This is a genomic window from Streptomyces rimosus, from assembly GCF_008704655.1.
Lineage (GTDB): Bacteria > Actinomycetota > Actinomycetes > Streptomycetales > Streptomycetaceae > Streptomyces > Streptomyces rimosus.
Genome location: NZ_CP023688.1, coordinates 6,784,114 through 6,801,337, shown reverse-complemented (window position 1 = coordinate 6,801,337; position 17,224 = coordinate 6,784,114). Strand labels below are relative to the sequence as shown.

Below are 17,224 nucleotides of genomic sequence, written 5' to 3'. Positions count from 1 at the left end.
TGACCGATCATGACGAACGTCCGTACCCTCACCGCCCCTTCCGCGAAGTCCGCCGCCGTCTCCGCCCCCGTCTCGGCCGCCGCGACAGCCGCCGCCCTGCCGGGCCGCCAGCGCCTGCGCGCCGTGGCGCCCGACGAACTGCCGCCCGTCGCCGACCTGCTCACCTCCGGCGCGACCTGGCTCCCCGCGCCACAGCACAGCCTGCCCGCGCTGCCGGGACAGCCGGCCATGGTCGGCTATCTCGTCCTGGTCCCCGCGGAGTCGGTACCGGCCGCGGCGGCCCCGCCGGGCACCGCCGTGGGGCCCGCCCCGGACACCGTCGGCCCGGCCGCGGCGACGACCGGGGACGCGACCGTACGCATCGACCCCGAGCAGCGGACCGTGCACGTCCACGGCCGTCCGCTGGACCTGACGTACCTCGAATTCGAGCTGCTGGCCCACCTCGTCGCGCACCCGCACCGGGTGCACACCCGCGACCAGCTGGTGACCACGGTGTGGGGGTACGGGCACGTCGGCGACGGCCGGACGGTGGACGTGCATGTGGCCCGGCTGCGCCGCAAGTTGGGCGCGGACGTGCGGTCGTCGATCGTGACCGTACGGCGCGTCGGCTACAAGTACGTACCGAGCGCCTGATCCGGCGCGGGCGCTGCGCCCACCCGGCACGCACCCGGCGCGTAACGGACCGGCTCGCGGACGGTGCGGGAGACGGCGGCGCGGGCGAGGGCCGCCAGCGTGCGCCGGTCGTGCGCGCCGGGGTGCGGGAGCAGCGGGGGGTGCACGGTGACGCGTACGGTCAGGCCGCGCGCGCCGACCACCCGCCGTACGGAGGACAGGAACTCCTCGTCGCCGAGGAAGCCCGCGACCGTGCTGGGCATCCCCAGCTGCTCGTACGCGATGGTCACCGGCCGTACGGGGGCGTCCGCGTCCAGCGCCGCCTGGAAGGTGGCGCGCCGGAACGCGCCGTGCGCCACCGAGCACCAGGTGGTGGCCTGCGGGAACGCGGCCACGGACCGGCCGGAGCGCAGCAGGTCCGCAAGGCCGGCGACGGCCGTGGGCAGTTGGCGCGGGCCGGCGCGGTCGATGAAGCGGGTGCCGGCGCGGCGGGCGAGGGTGCCCACCAGCGGCCAGTCACCGACCTCGCGCTTGGCGAGCAGGGTCACCGGCTCGACGGCGAGCAGCGCGGGGATGTCCAGCCAGGAGATGTGGTTGGCGACGACGAGGGTGCCGGGGCGGGCCTGCGACGCGGGCGTGGCGTCCGCCCCGTGCGGCACCGCGGACCCCGCCCCGTACGGCACCGCGAGCCCCACCCCGTCCCGCGCCGCCTCGACCACGAGCCGTACGCCGACCGAGGCGAGCACCGCCCGCGCGTGCGCCCGCAGCCGGGCCGGTTCGGCCATCCGCTCGCCGTCCCGCAGCGCGCGGCCCGCGGCGCGTGCGAAGGCGGCGCAGCGGCGGGCGGTCTCCGTGAACGGGACCCGCGGCGCGGCGTGCGCGGCGCACCGCGGGGTGCACTCGGAGCGCACCTCCCAGGTGCTCACGGCCGGCCCCCGGCCACCGGAGCGCGCCCGTCCGCCTGCTCCCCCAGAAAGAACCGCCGGTACCGCTCGTTGAGCCGCTCCATGTCCAGCAGCACGAAGAAGTCCGCCACATCGAACTCCGGGTCGTGGGCGGGCGGTCCGCACACCCACGCGCCGATCCGCAGGTAGCCGCGGAGCAGCGGCGGCAGCAGCGACGGGTTCGGGCGGGCGTCCGGGCCCGGTCCGGCGGGCCGCCACGGGTGGTGCGGGGTGACGCGCAGGGTGGGCGGTGCGGCGTACCGGGTGCGGCCCAGCTCCCACGCGGCGGCCGCGGCCGCGCCCCCGTCCCCCAGCGGTACGGAGGCGCAGCCCGCCAGGTAGCGGTGTCCGGAGAGCAGGGTGTAGCGGGCCAGCGCGGCCCACATGAGGTTGATGACGGCGCCGCTGCGGTGCTCCGCGTGCACGCAGGAGCGGCCCGCCTCGATGAGCGAGGGGCGCAGCGCGGCCAGCGCCGTCAGGTCGAACTCACCGTCCGAGTAGAGGCGTTCGGTGCGGCCTGGCGGCAGCAGCCGGTAGGTGCCGACCACGTCGCCGGTCGCGGTCTCGGTGACGATCAGATGGTCCGCGCGGGCGTCGACGGGGTCGATGTCGTGGCCCGCCACGGGCGAGTGGAGGGTGGCGCCCATCTCCTCGGCGAAGACCCGGTGGCGCAGGCGCTGGGCGGCGCGTATCCGGTCCGGCGCGTCGGCGATCGAGGTCTCGTACGGGGCGGCGGTGGCGGGCGGGGTGGCTGCGGACACGGTCGCGGGGACGCTCATGGGGCTCTCCGTCCGGAGGTCGAGACGTGGTGAGGCCGACGGGATCGCGTACGGGAGAAGACGGCGGCCACCGGGTGCGATCGCCTGGGGCACCCCCGGGGGGGTGGTGCCAGGTACACCCCCTTTTCCGGGGGCGCGGCCCAGTGGCCTGGACTTCTCTTCCAGGCAGACTGTCCCCGCGCCCGACGTCCGGGCGCGTGAAGGAGAGGGAGCGTACGGATGAGAGTCCGCCGAACACTGGTCGCCGGGGCACGAGGTCTCTGGCTCACAGGCTTGTCACTCGTGGGCTCGGCCGCCCTCTTCTGCCTCACCCTCGTCTCGCTCGCCTCGCTGCCGCTCGGACTGGGCTGGCTGACCACCCCGCCCCTCATATCCCTGACCCGGCGCTACGCCGACCAGCGGCGGCGGTGGGCGCACGACTGGACCGGGCTTCGCATACCGGACGACCAGCGCCCGCTCCCCGACCGGCAGCCCGGCCTGTCCGGTCATGTGCAGCACTGCTACCAGCTGCTGCGCGACCCGGCGACCTGGCGGGAACTGGGGTGGCTGGGGGTCGACCTGACGGCCGGGTGCATCACGGCGCTGCTGCCGGGCGTGCTGATCGTGCTCGGCATCGAGGGATTCGTCCTCCCGCTGCTGGTCTGGAAGGGCCTGGTCCACGACTACGAGTACGTGTTCCTGTCCGTCTCGGACCCGGTACAGGTGGCCCTGATGCCGGTGCTGGGCGCGGCGGTGCTCGCCGCCTCCCTCTTCAATACGAAGCTGCTCAGGGTGCACTTCCGGCTCGCGGCGGCGTTCCTCACCCCGTCCAAGGCCGAGCTGGCCGCCCGGGTGACACGGCTCACCGAGACCCGGCACGACGCGGTGGACGTCTCGGCCGCCGAACTGCGCCGGATCGAGCGGGACCTGCACGACGGCGCGCAGGCCCGGCTGGTCGCGATGGGCATGGACCTGGGCACCATCGAGGCGCTGATCGAACGCGACCCGGCCAAGGCCAAGGAGCTGGTCTCCCGCGCCCGTACGTCCTCGGCACAGGCCCTGACCGAACTGCGCGACCTGGTCCGCGGCATCCATCCCCCGGTGCTCGCCGAACGCGGCCTGGACGACGCCGTACGGGCGCTGGCCCTGCGGATGCCGCTGCCGGTGGAGGTGACCGGGCGGCTGCCGGGCCGCCTGGAGGCGCCGGTGGAGTCGGCCGCGTACTTCTCCGTGAGCGAGTTGCTCACCAACGCCGTGAAGCACGCGGACGCGGAGCGGGTGTGGGTGGACCTGGAGTACGCCGAGGGGCGGCTGCGGATCAGCGTCGGCGACGACGGCCGCGGCGGTGTGGTCCTGTCCGCGGACGGCACGAGCGGGGCCGCCCACGGCGGTGCCCACTCCGGCCTGCGCGGCCTCGAACGCCGACTCGGTACATTCGACGGCATTCTGGCCGTCAGCAGCCCTGTGGGCGGCCCCACCCTGGTCACGCTGGAGATCCCGTGCGCGTTGTGCTCGCCGAAGACCTCTTCCTCCTGAGGGACGGGCTGATACGGATGCTGGAGGCGTTCGACTTCGAGATCGCCGCCGCCGTCGGCAACGGACCCGATCTGGCGCGGGCGCTGGAGGAGGAGCGGCCGGACGTGGCAGTGGTCGACGTGCGGCTGCCGCCCACCCTCACGGACGAGGGCCTGCAGTGCGCGCTCGCCGCCCGCCGCGCCCGGCCCGGCCTGCCGGTCCTGGTCCTCTCCCAGCACGTGGAGCAGCTGTACGCGCGCGAACTGCTCGCCGACGGCACCGGCGGTGTCGGCTACCTGCTCAAGGACCGGGTCTTCGACGCCGAGCAGTTCATCGACGCGGTACGGCGGGTGGCGGCGGGCGGGACGGCCATGGACCCGGAGGTGATCGCCCAGCTGCTGTCCCGGCGGTCCGGGGACCGGCCACTGGCCCGGCTGACGCCGCGCGAGACCGAGGTGCTGGAGCTGATGGCCGAAGGCCGCTCGAACACCGCCATCGCGAGCAAACTCGTGATCACCGAACGGGCCGTCGCCAAGCACACCTCCAACATCTTCGGAAAGCTGCAACTGCCGCCGTCCGACGACGACAACCGCCGGGTGCTGGCGGTGCTGGCGTACCTGGACCGTGGCTAGGAGCTGCGCGTATCACACCTGGCGGCACCGCTGGAAGCCGCTCGGGCCACCGCGTACGCTGACGATCCGTACGCAGAACCGTACGGACCGCGAGCGAGGAGTTCACCGTATGAGTGCCGCAGCTGAGAAGGAGTGGCTCTACGCCCTCGACATCTCCGACGCCACCTGGCAGCGCGCCCCGGGCGAGTCCGAGGAGGCGGTGGAGATCGCCTTCCTGGAGAAGGGCGCGGTGGCCATGCGGAATTCGAAGGAGCCGGACGTGGTGCTGCGGTACACCGAAGCGGAGTGGCGCGCGTTCGTCCTGGGCGCCCGGGACGGCGAGTTCGACCTCGACCGCCACCTGCCTTCGGAGTAGCCGCGCGTGACCGTACGGCGGCGGGGCGGCCTCGCCGCCGTACGGAGCACCTCGTCCGGCGACGGCGGACGAGGTGACCATCCCAGGATTCACTCGTTTCACCGAACGTGGAGCAGCAGCAGGCAACAGCCCCCCGTCCGGACGGCTCCGGCGCCGGTGACGGCCCGGACGTCTTCGTCGGCGTCGACCAGGCCGAGGCCGCCCTCGTCGAGCACTACCCGCGGCTGACGCGCCTCGCCTACCTGGTGCTGCCGCCCTCGCTGGGGCGCAACCGGCGCGTCCTGACGGCGCATGCGATCGTGCAGCGCGCGCTGCCGCGCCAGGACTCCCGCTCCCCGCTCCCCGTCCTGCCGTCCCAGCGCCGCTCCGGCCGCCCGGCCGCCGACCCGGGCTACGCGTTCGTACGGCTGCGGATGCTGCGCTCCGCCCTGGCCGCCGAACGGCCCCGGCTGCGCCTCCCCTTGGTGCGCCGCGAGGTGTCCGTGCCCTCCCTTCCCCCGCTGCTGCCGCGGGTCTGGGGGCTGCGGCTGTTCCCGCGGGCCGGCGGCGCGGACGAACTCGCCCTCGACCGGACCCTGTCGGCGCTCTCCGGCCCGGCCCGCGCGGCGTATGTGCTGCGCGCCCTGGAAGGGCTGGGCGACGCGGACGTGTGCGCGATCCTGGAGGAGGCCGGGGCACAGGACGCGCCCGGCGCGCTCGCCGCGGCGGCGGACACCCCGCTGCCCGCGGGCAGCCGGGACCGCTCGCTGCTGGAGTCCGCCGAATTCGACCCGTGCTCGCTCCAAGCCCGGCCCACCGACCTCATGCGGCGCCGCCAGCGCACCCGCGCGGTGCCGGCGGCCGGGGCAGCGGTGCTGGTGTGCGGAGCGCTGCTGGGTCTGCCGGGCGGCGGTTGGGGCCCCGATGGCGCCGCGGCTCCCCCGTACGCCCAGAACCCGGCGGCCCAGGCCGCCCTCGACCCCGCCAAGGTGACGCGGGCCCCCGCCGGGGCCTGGCAGGACGCGACACGGCGGGGTCTCGCGGCGTGGCCCGCCCGCGGAGACCGCACCCACGACAGCGCGCTGCTCCGGCGCGCGCTGGCCGTGTGGGCCAGGCCCGGCCCCGACGTGCAGGTCTCCGCCACCCCGGGCACCGCCAAGGGCCCCGCGGCCGGTCCGCCACAGCTGCTCTACGCGGGCGTGGTGGACCGGTCCGCGGTGGTGCTGCTGTACGACGGGCTGCGCGTGGTGCGCTATGTCGAGGCTGCCGACGGTACGGGCGAGGGGAGCGAGGACGGCCCCGGCGCGGCGCTGGACCTCGCCCGCACGGACAACTCCGACGATGCCTCCGCCCCGGCCCTGGTCCTGAACCGCGCGGACAGCAACGTCCGCTATCTGACCGCACCCTGGATCGACCGCGCGGACCTGACCGACCTCCGGAAGCCCGCCGACGCTCCCCAGCCGCTGCACCTCGACGACGGCACGACCGGCCCCGTACCGTCCCCTGCCCAGGCCACCGGTTGCACCGCCTGGCAGGCCCTGCGCATGGACGGCCACCTCTACACCGACCTGGGCGAACTGCTCCCGGCCCGCCTGACGTACGGCGCACCGGACCGGCCGGGCGACCCGTCGGGACCGCAGGCACGCGCCGCCTGGGCCCGTACGGCATGTCACCTCGGCGGGCTGCGCGGCCAGGGCGTGCGAAGCGTCAACTCCTGGGAGTTCGCCCGCGGCCCTCTGCCCGCCGGCGGCGGCACCGCCGCCTGGCTCTGCACCCGCGCCGAGACCTGGCGCGGTCCCGGCTCCCGCACATTCGCCCAGATCCAGACCCCCACCAAGCCCGGTCGGCCCGACGCACCGGGCACGGTCGTGGCCCGCTCCGAAGGCGGCCCCGGCTGCGGCCCCCGCGAGCCGTGGGCCCTGGCCGGAGTGCTGTGGAAGGCGCAGGGCGGCCAGTGGTGGCTGGTGGCGGCGGGCAGCGGACAGCTCACGGAGATCACCGCGCGGGGCGGGGTGACAGGCCGCGCGGCCGGTCCGCTGCTCACCGTACCGGCCGCGGCGGGCGCTCAGGCCGAGCTGTCGGCGCGGCTGCCGAGCGGGGCGCGGGTGTCCGGGCTGAAGTAGAAGGACGGCAGTGAAGGGGTGCGGCAATTCCCCGTCCCAGCCCTGTTGCCCACCCCGTACTCACCAGTACATTGACGCCATGTCTAATACGGCCTCGTTGCGGCCCCGGCCGACCGCGTCCGAGCACACCCCGTTGAAGGCCCGCAACGTCGCCTTCGACTGGGCGGACACCCCGCTGCACTGGATTCCCGGCGACCCGGACAGCACCCACACGATCAATGTGCTGCATCTGCTGCTGCCCGCCGGCGAACGGTGGTTCGTGCACGTCTACAAGCAGGTGCTGCCGCAGATCCGCGACGCGCGGCTGCGGGAGGACGTGCTCGGGTTCATCGGGCAGGAGGCGATGCACTCGCAGGCGCACGACGACGTGCTGCCGCATCTCAAGCGGCTCGGGCTCGACCCCACCCCGTACACCGCGCAGGTCGACTGGCTCTTCGAGAAGCTGCTCGGCGATCGCACCCTGCCGCCGGGCCGGGCGCGTCAGTGGTGGCTGATGGAGCGGGTCGCGATCATCGCGGCGATCGAGCACTACACCGCGTTCCTCGGGGACTGGGTGCTCAACGCCGGGGCGCTGGACGCGCGGGGCGCCGATCCGACGATGCTGGACCTGCTGCGCTGGCACGGCGCGGAGGAGGTCGAGCACCGTTCGGTGGCCTTCGACCTGTTCATGCACGTGGACGGCGGCTACCGGCGGCGGGTGCGGACCTGGGCCACCGCTTTCGGCGCGCTGGTCTTCCTCTGGCAGCGCGGCGCCCGCTTCTTCATGGCGAACGACCCGACGCTCCCGGACGGCCGGGCCAGCCTTCGGGAGTTCGCGCGGGGCGGGCGGCAGGGCGTGCTGCCCACGCCGGGGGCGATGGCCCGTTCCATCCCGCAGTACCTGAGCCGCGCCTACCACCCGTCGCGGTACGGCAGCACCGCGCAGGCTGCCGCCTACCTCGCGCGATCCCCCGCCGCGACCGCCGCCGAGGCCCGCCCGACGCACCCCGCCCGCCCGACAGGAGCCGCCTGACATGCCGTCCCTCCCCCGCATACCCACGGTCCTGATCGCCGCCGGCGCCGCGCTGGTCGTCCGGCGGGCGCTGCGGCGGCGCATCGGCCGGTCGCCGCTGTGGCCGATGCCCGCCCTGGAGAACCCCGTCTCCGGCCAGGGCCGCGACCGCTCCGGTCCCCGGCAGCTGCTGGTCGTGGAGCGCGCCGAGGAGGCCGAGGGCGTCGTACGGCTGCGCCTGGAGGGCGACGGCCTGCCGGGCTGGGAGCCGGGCGCGCACGTGGACCTGGTGCTGCCGTCCGGCGCCGTACGCCAGTACTCGCTGTGCGGCGACCCCGCCGACACCGGCTCGTACACGATCGCGACGCGGCTGATCGAGGACGGCCGGGGCGGCTCGCGGGAGGTGCACGAGCAGCTGCACGAGGGCACGGCGGTCGAGGTGCGCGGGCCGCGCAACCGCTTCCGGCTGGAGGAGTGCCACGCCTACCTGTTCATCGCGGGCGGCATCGGCATCACGCCGATCCTGCCGATGCTGCGGCAGGCCGAGTCCGAGGGCGTGCCCTGGCGGCTGGTGTACGGCGGGCGGACGCGCGCGTCGATGCCGTTCCTGGCGGAGATCGAGAAGCTGGCGGGCGCCGCGTCGGACTGGGTGACGGTGGTCGCCGAGGACGAGGACGGCCTGCCCGACCTGGCCGCCGCGCTCGCCGACGCGCCACCGCACGCCGCCGTGTACTGCTGCGGCCCCGATCCGCTGATGGACGCGGTCGCCGCGCTGCTGCCACAGGGCGCGCGCGGACTGACCCTGTACACCGAGCGGTTCGCGCCCGCGGCGGCCGCACCGGCCGGGGAGAACGCGGAGTTCGAGGTGGAGCTGCGGCGTACCGGCCGTACGGTCACGGTCCCCGCGGACCGCAGCGTCCTGCGCGCCATCCGCGACCAGGCGCTGCCCGACCTGCCGTACTCCTGCGAGCAGGGGTTCTGCGGCACCTGCCAGCAGCGGGTGCTCGCCGGGGAGGTGGACCACCGCGACGAACTCCTCACCGACGCCGAACGGGACGACTCCCTGCTGATCTGCGTCTCGCGGGCGCGGGGGGAGCGGCTGGTGCTCGACCTCTGAGGGCCGGGGGCAGCGGGCGCGGAGCGGGTCGTGCCCGGTCTCCGACCGCTTCGCGGAGACCGCTGTCCGCACTCCGGTCGTTCGATTCCGCGGTGCGGTCCCGGTCGTTAGGGTGTTCGCATGACCAACGGGGCGCGCCGCAGGATGGGTGTCGAGGAACGGCGCGAGCAACTGATCGCCGTGGCGCTCGGCCTGTTCAGCCACCGGGCCCCGGAAGAGGTCTCGATCGACGAGATCGCGGAGGCGGCCGGCATCTCCCGGCCGCTGGTCTACCACTACTTCCCGGGCAAGCAGAGCCTGTACGAGGCGGCGCTGCGCCGGGCGGCCGACGAGCTGGCCGCCCGGTTCGTGGAGCCGCACGAGGGCCCGCTCGGCGCCCGGCTGCTGCGCGTCATGGAGCGCTTCTTCGACTTCGTGGAGGAGCACGGCCCCGGTTTCTCCGCGCTGATGCGCGGCGGGCCGTCGATCGGCGCGATGGAGGCGGCGGGCTCCGGCCGGGCGCGCGCGATGATCGACGGGGTGCGCCAGGCCGCGTACGAGCAGATCCTCGCCCACCTGGGGGTGACGGGTCCGGCGCCGCGAGTGGAGCTGGTGGTCCGCTCCTGGATATCGCTCGCCGAGACCACGGCGCTGATCTGGCTGGACAGCCGCGCCATTCCGCGCGGCGAGCTGGAACGGCAGTTGGTGCACGACTTCGCGGCGCTGGCGGCGGTGAGCGCCGCGTACGACGAGGAGATGGCCGGTCTCCTGGGCCGCGTCCTCGCCGACGAGCCGTCCGACGGCCCGTTCGGGGATCTGCTGACGCGGCTGGTGGCGCTGGCACCGCAGCCGACGTAGGGCGGGCACTCCGCAAGAAGGCGAGCACGCCAGATTTCGTTGGCCAGGGGCGGTGGCCGGTGGCCGGTGCCGGGCTGCCAGGAGTGTCCGGCGGAAAGGTTCGTGCTCCGGCGCGGGCCTCCGTCCGCCGGGCCGGACCCCGCTCTCCGACGCCACAGCGGGAACAGCGCCCCCTGCCGCGCGGGCAGCCCCCGCCGTAACGTCCCGGACACCTGCGAACGGCCGCTTTCTCGTCTTCCGCACCGGCAGAAACAGAGCGATTCAGTCGGCCTCATTGCCCCTGAGGTTCCCACGGTCCGCAGCACTACCTTGGCTGACGGCCCGGGGAACGGCCCCGGGCCGAAGCGAGGGGGCAGACATGGCGAACGCGGACTTCCAGCCGAGGACATTCATCCGCCGCAACCAGGCGTGGACGTCCGGTAACGGCGAAACCCTGCTGCGCCTCCAGGAGGACGGCAACTTCGTCGCGTACCGCAACGGCAAGGCGAGCTGGCAGGCGGACGGCGTCTACCCGAACGGCGAGACGGCCGCCTTCGAGATGGACGGCGACCTCGTCGTCTACGACTCCTCCGGCCGGCAGATCTGGCACTCGGACACCGGCGGCAACCACGGGGCCAAGCTCTCCGTGCAGGACGACGGCAACATCGTCATCTACAACGCCAGTGACAAGCCGATCTGGGCGACGAACACGGGGTCCTGAGCCACGGGGCGGGCGCCGGTGAGCGAAGCAACCGCTTTCCGGCCCTGCCCCTACCGGTCGCCGCGTACGGGGCCGCCGCATGTCCCGGGACCGCCTGACGTCCCGGGGCCGTCGCATGTCCCGGGGCCGCGCCGTTCCACCGCACCTGCGGCACAATCCGCGCATGGACATGATCAGTTACCGCCTCGCCGAGGACACCGACGCCGATGTGACCGCCCTCGTCGCCCTCTACGACGGCGCCGCCCGATGGATACAGAGCCGCGGCATCGACCAGTGGACCCCGGGCGAACGGGACGCCGCGCACTTCCGGCTGCGCATCAAGCAGGACGAGGTGTGGTTCGCGGAGCTGCACGGGGAGATCGTCGGCGCGTGGGAACTGTGGTGGGAGGATCTGCCCGCCTGGGGGCCGCGACCGCCCGAGGCGGGCTATCTGCACCGTCTGATGGTCGACCACGACCGCGCCCCGGCGGGTACCGGCCGCGCGATGCTGTCCCGTGCGGAGCAGCGGATCGCCGCGGCGGGCCGCCCGTTGAGCCGCCTCGACTGCAAGTCGGGCAATCCGCGTCTGCGCCCGTATTACGAGAGCGCGGGCTACCGTGTCGTCGGCGAGCAGCCCGCGAAGGTGGGCTCGGACGGCAGCAGGTACACCGTGACGCTGATGGAGAAGCGCCTGCTCGGGCCGGGCGCATAGGGGGCGCATAGGGGGCGCGCACCCGGCGCAGAGCACCGGCGCGCGATGAGGCGCCGCACCACCGGTCCGGGTTGTACGGGCCTTTGTCCGGTGCGAACAGCCCTTTCGGACAATCCCCCGGGCCGGGAGAGTGGATGTCACCGGGGCCTGCGGGTCGAGGGACCACGGGGGCCCATGGAGTCCGCTCCGGCGGACGTATGGGGGAACCATGGGAAGGGTCCACGGGGGAAACCCAGGCCCCGGAGCCGCCTTCGGCGGATGGGCCGTTCATGGGCAGGGCGGCCCATGAACGGCCCCACCAAGAGCCTCGCGAACGGCCCCACGCAGGGCTTCGAGCACGCCCCCACCGCGCCGCGAAACCACCGCGCCGCGAACCTACCGCTCCGCGAACACCGCCACCGTCCGCCCCGGCACCGCGAACGTCCCGGTCCGCTTCTCGTACGACGCCGCCTTCACCACCGGGTCGGCGCCGCGCGCCTGGACACGGTGCAGCCCGTACCGCTGCCCCGCCAGCGCCGGGACCCGCTGGACCTGCCGGTGCTGCGTCGCGTTGAACACCACGACCAGCTTGCCCAGCCGCATGGTCACCACGCCCAGCGTCTCGGCCGTCCCCGACAGCGGGAAGGACAGCGCCTCCTGTACGGCGGCGGCACTGCCCAGGCCGAAGACCGGCTCGGCGGCATGGATACGGAGCAGGTCGCGGTACGCGGCGGAAGCGGCGGTGATCTCCGTGCAGCCGGGGCGCAGGGCCGGGTCGGCCAGCAGCGGCCGGGCGTACGGCCACTTGTCCTTGTTGTCGGCGGCGGGCGGCAGGCCGCGCCCGAAGCCGTTGCCGTCCCGGCAGTCCCAGTGCAGCGCGTTGAACCAGTCGCCGCTTTCGAAGGAGTTGCGGTCCAGCGACTTGGACCGGAGCAGGTCGCTCCCCGCCTGCGAGAGGGCCGGGCCCTGCGAGAGCGCCGCGACGCCCAGGGCCACGACCTGCATCCGCGCCCGGTCGGCGGGGGACGTGGGCTGTGGGAGCTTGTAGGCGAGGGCGTCGTAGAGCGTCTCGTTGTCGTGGGCATCGGCGTACGCGAGGGCGTCGCCGGGTGCCGCGGCGTACCCGGCGGGCGCGCCGTTGTAGTCGACCTCCGAGCCCTTGACCGTACGGCCCGAGGTGTCGGTGAAGGTGTAGCCGGCGAGGTTGCCGGTCAGACCGACCTTGATCAGGTCCTGGTAGTGGAGCAGGCGGGCGCGCTGGTCGGCCGGGGTGCCGTTGGCGGGCGAGGGGTTGGGGGCCGTGTAGAGGCCGGAGGCGAAGCCCTGGACGCGCGGGTCCGCGTCGAAGGGGCCGCCGCCGCGCACCGCGTCGCGCGAGCGGTCGTTGAAGGTGGCGATGCCGGTGCCCGCCATGTTGCGCTGTGTGGCCTGGACGAAGCGCGCGTCGTTCGCGACCTCGCCGAAGTTCCACCCCTCTCCGTAGAGGACGATGGCCTTGCCGTCCACGCCGTCCTTGGCGACGGTCAGCGCGTCCAGGGCCTTGCGCACGGCCAGGATGTTGGCCTTCGGGTGGTGCCCCATCAGGTCGAACCGGAACCCGTCGACCTTGTATTGCTTCGCCCAGGTCACGATCGAGTCCACCACGAGCCGGCCCATCATCAGGTGCTCGGGCGCGGTGTTCGCGCAGCAGGTGGAGGTGGCCACGGAGCCGTCGTCCAGCAGCCGGTGGTAGTAGCCGGGCACGATGCGGTCGAGTACGGACAGCGCGCCCTGCCCGCTGGCGGCGGTGTGGTTGTAGACCACGTCCATGACCGTACGCAGCCCGGCCCCGTTAAGCCCCTGCACCATGCGCCGGAATTCCACGGTCCGGGCGCGCGGTGAGTCGGGGTCGGAGGCGTACGAGCCTTCCGGCACGGTGTAGTGGAACGGGTCGTACCCCCAGTTGTACGCGTCACGCCCGGCCACCTTGCCCACGCACTCCTGCTGCCGCTCGGAGTCGGCGGGCAGTGCCGCCAGGTCGCAGTCGGGGCGGGCCTGGTCGGCGCGCCGTTCCGGGATGGTCGCGATGTCGAAGGCGGGCAGCAGATGGACGTACGAGGTCCCCGCGTCCGCGAGCGCCTTGAGATGACGCATTCCGTCCGAGCGGCGATCGGTGAAGGCCAGGTACTGACCGGGATGGCGCGAGGTCCGGTCCGCCACCGAGAAGTCCCGGATATGCAGCTCCTGTATACGGGCCCGGTTCAGCGGCACCGCGGCGGGCTTCTTCAGCTTCGCCCACCCCTTAGGCGCGAGGCGCGGATCGGCGAGGTCCACGATGACGCTGCGCTGCGAGTCGGCGGTCAGGGCGGTCGCGTACGGGTCGGTGACCTTGTTGGTCACGAAGCGGCCGACGCTCGGCGCCCAGACGGTCACGACGTAGCGGTACGGCTTCCCCGCCCAGCTCCGCGCGCCCCGCACCTGCCACACACCGCTGGCGTCGTCCCGCCGCATCGGCACCGTCCGCCCGTCGAGCTCCAGCGCGACGGTGCGGGCGGTCGGCGCCCAGACGGCGAGCGTGGGACGGCCGCGCCGGAAGACCGGGCCGAGCGGCACCGTGGCGGCGGCCGGTCCGTACAGGTCGTCCAGTACGCCGGGGATCTGTACGCCGGTGCTGACGCGCCGCCCGTCCGCGTCCCGCTGCACGGCGACGAGCCGTTCCCGCAGCGCGGTGGCCGCGAGCCGCTGATCACGCGGATCGACGGCAAAGGCCGGGAAGTCCTTCAGATGCGGATACGCGGCCCGCTCGGCGGGACCGAGCGCGGCAGGCGCAAGACGTATCAGCCCTTGGCCCTCCCCCTCCACCCCGAACTCCAGCTGGGCGGGCGCGTGCCGGGCGCCCTTCCACACCACGGTGTCGCGGTCGATCCACTGCGCTGCCGCCCGGGCGGGAGCCGGTGGCGGTGCGGCGTTCGCGGGGAGCGGGGCGGGCAGGACCGCCGCGCACAGAGCCATGGCCACGGCTGCGACGGTACGGCGGAGGGTGCGCCTCACGTAAGGACTCCTTCAGGACGTTCGGGGAAACCGGCCGGTCAGGAGCTCAGCCGCAGGTGCGCGCGCCGACGTGCAGCGCGAGCGCGGTGTTCGGGGCGAGCGTGGCGGTGAAGCGGCCGTCGGCGCCGACGGTCACCGGCTTGCGGCTCTGTACGTCGCAGTACGCTCCGGCGGGCAGCGAGGTCTGGAACGTACGGGTCAGCGGGCTGCCCTCGTGGTTGACGACGGCGTACCCCTTGTTCCCGCGCCCGAAGGCGATCGCGTCGTTGCCGTTGTCCCACCAGTCGGTGACGGCCGCGCCGCGGGTCGCGTTGCGGAACCCGACCATGGCGCGGATCTCGGGCCAGTTGTGCTGGCACTTCCAACGGTCCTGCCAACAGGCGCGTACTTCACCACCATTGGGCGGCCCATCGTCATTCACGGAAAACTCGTACCCCGAGTGCACATCCGGCGCCCCGTAGGGCCACGCCAGCATGAAGACATTGGCGAGGGTGTAGTCCGCGCCGTCCTTGTAGCTGAGCGTGGAGCCGTTGCGCTCGGTGTCCCAGTTGTCGACGAAGACCCCGGACTTCCCGGAGGGCAGGTACGCCCAGCCCTCCCCGAAGTTCTTCAGATACGCCAGCTTCTCGTTCTGGAACACCCGCTTGAGGTCCCGCCCGTAGCGGAACTCCTGCACGTCCCCGTTCCCCAGGTATTCCGTCGGCGATACGGCCTCGCCCTCCCCGTAGATCGCCTCCTGCTTCCAGTACACGGACGGGTCCTTCAGCTGCTTCTTGATCGCGGCCAGGTCCTCCGCCGCCATGTGCTTGGCCGCGTCGATCCGGAAGCCGTCCACGCCGAGCGACAGCAGGTCGTTGAGGTACGCGGCGATCCGCGACCGGACGTACGGCTCGCCGGTGTCCAGGTCGGCCAGATCGACCAGTTCGCAGTGCTGGACGTTCCACCGGTCGCGGTAGTCGGTGATCCGCTCGGTGCAGTCGTCCATGTCCTGACGCTGGTAGATGCCCGGGTAGTCGTACTTCGTATACGAGGACCCGCCCGTCCCCGTACCCGACCCGGCCGACATCTGGTTGATCACCGCGTCCGCGACGACCTTGACCCCGGCCGCGTGGCAGGCGTCCACCATGTGCTTGAAGGCGGCCCGGTCGCCGAGCCGCCCGGCGATCCGGTAACTGACCGGCTGGTACGAGGTCCACCACTGGCCGCCCTGGATGTGCTCGGTGGCCGGGGAGACCTCCACGTAGCCGTAACCGGCGGGCCCGAGCGTGGTCTTGCACTCCCTGGCCACCGAGTCGTAGCGCCACTGGAAGAGTTCGGCGGTCACGTCCTTCGCCCCGGGCGGCGCCGCGTGCGCCGGCTGCGGCGGCGGGGCGAGGACGGCCGCCGCCGCGCCGGAGAGGAGGGCGAGGGCGGCGGCCGTGGATCTGCGGGCGGACGGGTGTCGGCGGGTGCGGGCCATGGTTCCTCCTGAGGGGGTGGGAGGTGTTCGACCGTCGTTCTATCCGCCGCGGTTGATTGTTGCAAGAGTTTGCGCAAGAGATTGCAGCGAGGTTACGGCTGTTGCGGCAGGCCCCGCCGCCGTACCGCCGCCCCGCGCTCACACATCCCAGGCGACCGGAAGACGCTTCACCCCGAAGACGTCCGCGGACTCCGGACGCAGTTCGACCTCTTCGGCCGGTACGGCCAGACGCAGCGTGGGGAAGCGGTCGAACAGCGCGGAGAACGCCACCCGCAGCTCGATGCGGGCCACTTGCTGCCCAAGGCACTGGTGAACGCCGTGACCGAAGGCCAGGTGTCCGCCGCCCTGCCGCCGGAGATCGAGCACATCGGGGTCGGCGAAGCGCTCGGGGTCGCGGTTGGCGGTGCTGAGCGACAGGGCGACCGTCGTGCCGGCCTTCACGGTCTGACCGCCCAGCTCGACATCCTCCAGCGCCGTACGCCAGAACTGCTTGCCGACGCTGAGGTACCGCAGCAGCTCCTCCACCGCTCCGTCGACAAGCGCGGGATCGGCGCGCAGCGCGGCCAGTTGCTCAGGGTGCTGCAACAGCGCGAAGGTGCCCAGCCCCAGCACATTCGTGGTCGTGTCGAGCCCGGCCGTCAGCAGGACCAGGCTGATGCCCTTCAACTCCTCGTCGGTGAGGTCGGTGTCGGTGAGGTCGCTGAGCACGTCGTCGGTGGGGTTCGCGCGCTTGGCGGCCACCAGGTCCGCGAGGTAGTTCTGGACCTCGGTGTAGGCCGCCATCAGGTCCTCGTCGCTCGTCTCACCGTTCATGAACGAGTCGATCCGCCCCTGGAAGAAGCCGCGGTCCTCGTACGGCACGCCCAGCAGCTCGCAGATCACGATGGCGGGGATGGGCTTGGCGAACGCGGCCACCAGGTCCACCGGCGGGCCCGCCTTCTCCATGGCGTCCAGGCACTCGGCGGTGACCTGCTCGATGCGCTCGGTCAGCAGCCGCATCCGCCGCACGGTGAACTTCCCCATCAGCGGCTTGCGGTAGCGCCGGTGCTGCGGGTCGTCCATGAGGACGAACTCGCCGGGTGGCGGCGGCGGAATCTCGAAATCGACCACGTTCATCAGCTCCTTGCGCGAGCTGAACCGCGGGTCGGCGAGCACGGACCGCACCATGTCGTACCCGGTGATCATCCAGCCGGGCTTGCCGCCGGGGTGGGTGTAGTGGCCGATCGGGCCCTGCTCGCGGGCGTCGAGCAGTTCCTTCGGCGGGGAGAAGGGGCAGCCGGCCCGGGGCCCGGTGGGCAGCGGCGGGACGGCGTGGGCGGTGCGGGCAGTGTGGGTGGACTCAGCCATGGTCATTCCTCAGCTCGCGACAGTGCGCGTTCGGCACATCGCGAAAGCTACGTTGCATTCACGCAAGCGTCAACGTACAGAACCACGCTTCCGCACCTCAGCGGCGCCTAATTGATGCAATGACGCTGAGATTGAACGCAACGACGCGTTGCAAT

Annotated in this window: 15 protein-coding genes; 10 read left to right on the top strand and 5 right to left on the bottom strand. The window is 73.3% G+C overall.

Features of this window, described 5'->3' with window-relative positions; translation table 11 throughout:
- Nucleotides 1-9 precede the first annotated feature (9 nt).
- Entirely contained in the window at nucleotides 10-633 is a 624-nt protein-coding gene (locus tag CP984_RS29745; protein ID WP_003983420.1) for a winged helix-turn-helix domain-containing protein, read from the top strand.
- On the opposite strand, the gene CP984_RS29740 is transcribed toward CP984_RS29745, so the two are convergent.
- Both CP984_RS29740 and CP984_RS29735 read right to left on the bottom strand, forming a co-directional pair.
- Nucleotides 609-1,538, bottom strand: coding sequence for a lysophospholipid acyltransferase family protein (locus CP984_RS29740; RefSeq protein ID WP_050498770.1), 930 nt, complete (start codon nucleotides 1,536-1,538; stop codon nucleotides 609-611). The two genes, CP984_RS29745 and CP984_RS29740, sit on opposite strands and share 25 nt — an antisense overlap.
- The gene (locus tag CP984_RS29735; RefSeq protein ID WP_043977731.1) at nucleotides 1,535-2,335 is read right to left on the bottom strand and encodes a GNAT family N-acetyltransferase; all 801 of its coding nucleotides are present in this window, start codon (nucleotides 2,333-2,335) and stop codon (nucleotides 1,535-1,537) included. Before CP984_RS29735 ends, CP984_RS29740 begins: the two co-directional genes overlap by 4 nt.
- Nucleotides 2,336-2,617: 282 nt before the next feature.
- On the opposite strand from CP984_RS29735, the gene CP984_RS29730 reads away from it, so the two are divergent.
- From CP984_RS29730 to CP984_RS29690, 9 genes are all read left to right on the top strand, one after another.
- Entirely contained in the window at nucleotides 2,618-3,850 is a 1,233-nt protein-coding gene (locus CP984_RS29730; RefSeq protein WP_003982811.1) for a sensor histidine kinase, read from the top strand.
- Nucleotides 3,814-4,461, top strand: a complete 648-nt coding sequence (locus CP984_RS29725; protein ID WP_003982812.1) for a LuxR C-terminal-related transcriptional regulator — start codon at nucleotides 3,814-3,816, stop codon at nucleotides 4,459-4,461. The genes CP984_RS29730 and CP984_RS29725 overlap by 37 nt, the downstream gene beginning before the upstream one ends.
- A 109-nt stretch (nucleotides 4,462-4,570) precedes the next feature.
- A complete protein-coding gene (locus tag CP984_RS29720; protein ID WP_003982813.1) occupies nucleotides 4,571-4,816 on the top strand; it encodes a DUF397 domain-containing protein in 246 nt (81 codons plus the stop codon).
- Nucleotides 4,817-4,923: 107 nt separating this feature from the next.
- Nucleotides 4,924-6,918 carry a hypothetical protein gene (locus CP984_RS29715; RefSeq protein ID WP_003982814.1) on the top strand — a complete coding sequence of 665 codons (1,995 nt, stop codon included), beginning with the start codon at nucleotides 4,924-4,926 and terminating at the stop codon, nucleotides 6,916-6,918.
- A gap of 79 nt (nucleotides 6,919-6,997) precedes the next feature.
- Nucleotides 6,998-7,930, top strand: coding sequence for a metal-dependent hydrolase (locus tag CP984_RS29710; RefSeq protein ID WP_030181143.1), 933 nt, complete (start codon nucleotides 6,998-7,000; stop codon nucleotides 7,928-7,930).
- A gap of 1 nt (nucleotide 7,931) precedes the next feature.
- Nucleotides 7,932-9,026, top strand: a complete 1,095-nt coding sequence (locus CP984_RS29705) for a PDR/VanB family oxidoreductase (RefSeq protein WP_003982816.1) — start codon at nucleotides 7,932-7,934, stop codon at nucleotides 9,024-9,026.
- Between the two features lie 120 nt (nucleotides 9,027-9,146).
- A complete protein-coding gene (locus CP984_RS29700; RefSeq protein WP_003982817.1) occupies nucleotides 9,147-9,863 on the top strand; it encodes a TetR/AcrR family transcriptional regulator in 717 nt (238 codons plus the stop codon).
- A 358-nt stretch (nucleotides 9,864-10,221) separates the two neighbouring features.
- The gene (locus CP984_RS29695; protein WP_003982818.1) at nucleotides 10,222-10,563 is read left to right on the top strand and encodes a Curculin domain-containing protein (mannose-binding) lectin; all 342 of its coding nucleotides are present in this window, start codon (nucleotides 10,222-10,224) and stop codon (nucleotides 10,561-10,563) included.
- A 163-nt stretch (nucleotides 10,564-10,726) separates the two neighbouring features.
- Nucleotides 10,727-11,254 carry a GNAT family N-acetyltransferase gene (locus tag CP984_RS29690; RefSeq protein WP_003982819.1) on the top strand — a complete coding sequence of 176 codons (528 nt, stop codon included), beginning with the start codon at nucleotides 10,727-10,729 and terminating at the stop codon, nucleotides 11,252-11,254.
- Between the two features lie 375 nt (nucleotides 11,255-11,629).
- On the opposite strand, the gene pulA is transcribed toward CP984_RS29690, so the two are convergent.
- From pulA to CP984_RS29675, 3 genes are all read right to left on the bottom strand, one after another.
- A complete protein-coding gene (pulA, locus tag CP984_RS29685) occupies nucleotides 11,630-14,263 on the bottom strand; it encodes a pullulanase-type alpha-1,6-glucosidase (protein WP_226048716.1) in 2,634 nt (877 codons plus the stop codon).
- A 46-nt stretch (nucleotides 14,264-14,309) separates the two neighbouring features.
- Complete coding sequence (locus tag CP984_RS29680; RefSeq protein ID WP_003982820.1) at nucleotides 14,310-15,722, bottom strand: alpha-amylase; 1,413 nt, start codon at nucleotides 15,720-15,722, stop codon at nucleotides 14,310-14,312.
- Nucleotides 15,723-15,860: 138 nt separating this feature from the next.
- Nucleotides 15,861-17,069: a cytochrome P450 gene (locus tag CP984_RS29675; RefSeq protein WP_003982821.1), complete on the bottom strand. Its 1,209-nt coding sequence runs from the start codon at nucleotides 17,067-17,069 to the stop codon at nucleotides 15,861-15,863.
- Nucleotides 17,070-17,224: the final 155 nt, after the last annotated feature.